Annotated in this window: 2 protein-coding genes; both read right to left on the bottom strand. The window is 69.8% G+C overall.

The features are described from left to right. Positions 1-162: 162 nt before the first annotated feature. The gene (locus ACGFU6_RS32620; protein WP_393616187.1) at positions 163-558 is read right to left on the bottom strand and encodes a hypothetical protein; all 396 of its coding nucleotides are present in this window, start codon (positions 556-558) and stop codon (positions 163-165) included. Then, a complete protein-coding gene (locus ACGFU6_RS32615) occupies positions 552-1169 on the bottom strand; it encodes a replication/maintenance protein RepL (protein WP_393616186.1) in 618 nt (205 codons plus the stop codon). Before ACGFU6_RS32615 ends, ACGFU6_RS32620 begins: the two co-directional genes overlap by 7 nt. Between the last annotated feature and the right edge of the window lie 1131 nt (positions 1170-2300).

Raw genomic sequence — 2300 nt, 5'->3', positions numbered from 1 at the left:
GTGCCGGCCCCGCCCACTAACCCCCGGCTTCTTTAGGCCCCCCCGCCTCCCACGGGCACACACCTGCCCCACCCCCACCCCCCCCCGCGGCGGCGGGCGCCCCCCCCCCCCCCCGGGGCCCCCCCCCGCCGCTGATGTCGTGTCACCCGGCCGGCCGGGCGGTCAAGCGCTGCGACGTGTCGGTACGGCGGCCAGATGCCGCTGCGGGACAGGGGGAGCCGGGGCGACAAGGGCGCCGGCCTTGATGGCCTCGGTCGCCTCGCGCAGCGCCTCCTCCATCTCCTCCTGGGAGGCGTACCCGGCGAAGTACGGGTGGATGAAGTAGCTGCGGTAGCGGCCCTCGGGCCGCAGGACGACGTTCCGCTCGACCAGGTGACTCATCGCGATCGACGTGCGGTTCTTGCTGAGCCCCACGCGCGCCCGCAGTTCGGCCTGTGAGGCGTTCACCTCGCCGCCGGGGCGCTGGACCTCCATCATCGCGCTCAGCAGGTCGTAGTCGGCCTTGGAGAGCTCCAGGCGGTGCAGCTGCGCGAACCCGAGGTGAGCTTGGATCAGCATGCCTGTTCCTCCACATCGTTGTCGCCGAACGCCAGCTGCCGCGTGCGCGGGGCCGGTGCGGGCGGGGCCGTGAACTCGGGGAAGCTCTCGCTCGCCGCCTTCTCCAGTGCCATCACATCTTCCCGCATCTCGGGGAAGTGCTTCCGGAGCGCGGTCCTGGCGTCCTGGCGCAGCTGCTCCAGGGCCTCCTGCTGGAGGTCGCCGTTGCCCTTGAAGCAGATCAGTGGGTTGACCACGATCGCCGAGTTGGTCCGGCGCTGGAGCATGTGCCAGTTCTCCAGGCTGCCCAGCGCCCGGGTGACGTTCGCGCGCTCGACTCCGAGGTGCTTGGCGACCTTGATGTGCGTGATCTTCAGGCGGCCCTCGACCTGGCGGCCCATGCAGAACAGCAGGACCGCCGACTGGACGGGCGACATCCCGTACCGGGCGATCAGCACGGCCAAGACGTCGGCGAGAAAGGCGTTGCTGACCATGCTGTAGCCGCTGCGGCCCCAGGCATCGTGGGGCGCCCGGTACGTGTAGTCGACCTTCGCCGACCGCACCGGCCGACCGGCCTTCGGCGGCGTGCGGTCCAGGGCCTCGGCGAAGCTGTCCGCCAGCGGCGACGTCACGGGCTCAGCGCGGTCCACCGACCGCCGGCCTCTGCTGGTGGAGCGACTCGCGTCCCCGGGCACCCTGGCTCCTGCTGCTCGATCTCGTGTGGTCTCCGCGACCCTAGCCGAGATTGTCCCCGCCCAGAGGGACCTTTGTCCCTGTCGGCGTGGCCCCCTGGTGTCGACGCCGACACACCGCCTTCGACGTGGTGACGATCGAATGTGGCCCTGAGCAGGCAGAACGCATTTTGTCCCTCTCTGCGGGACCAAATGTGGTGCTGCTGTGTCGGAGGAGGCACAAAACCGCAGGTCGATGTGTCAGGGCCAACACACCGCCTCTCGCAAACTCGCAGGTCAGGCCACGTTTTCGCGCGGCGCCCTTTTATCAATAAGACGCGCGCGCGAGGCCAGCCACTGCGGGTCGGCGCGCCCCGGCGACCATCCGCACCGGGAGCCGGCCACACGCCACTGACGGCACCCCTCACCAGTACCCCGACGCGCGCATCCCTCATCACCACCGGCACCCGAACGCCACCCGGATCATTTCGGCTAATCACTCGCGCACGCACCCATTCGCGTTTCCCGGCATTTCTCCGGCCGTCATTCCGTGCACCATTCGGCAATTCCGTGCGTATTCTCTCTAATCGCCTGGGGCATATTCGAGGAATTCCGCGAACGCCCTTTCTGCTGGTCAGGGGTGGTCGGTCATCATTCCAGTCTTAAGCTAGCTCCGATCTTTGAAGCATGCCCCTCGGAACCTCGGTTCGCCCCCTCCGATCTGCGTTCGACGCCTCACCCGTCCCGACTACCCGTCACTACCCCTCCCTGTTGCTGCTGCTTGTGGCGTGAGTCCCGCTGGGTGGGCCGCGCGGAGCGTGGCACGCCTGGCCCGCACGGGAGTTGGCTGCGCACCCTCCTGCTGCTGCGTCTTTGGTGGCTGGAGCGCAGCGGAGGTCACGGGTCGGCCGGAGGCCGGCCCCGGCCCGCAACGCGGGTCGTCTGCCCTGCGGTTGGTGGCGGGCGCGAAGCGCGTGCCACCTGTGGTGAGCGGAGCGAGCCGCCTCCGCTCTCGCGGAGCGCGAGCGGCCGGGGAGCGAAGCGGACCGGTTCGCTGTGACGGGCGCAGCCCGGAGGGACCCGCTCCGCGGG

The sequence above is a fragment of the Streptomyces sp. NPDC048462 genome (assembly GCF_043200175.1).
GTDB lineage: Bacteria > Actinomycetota > Actinomycetes > Streptomycetales > Streptomycetaceae > Streptomyces.
This window is presented reverse-complemented; position numbering and strand designations above follow the sequence as displayed.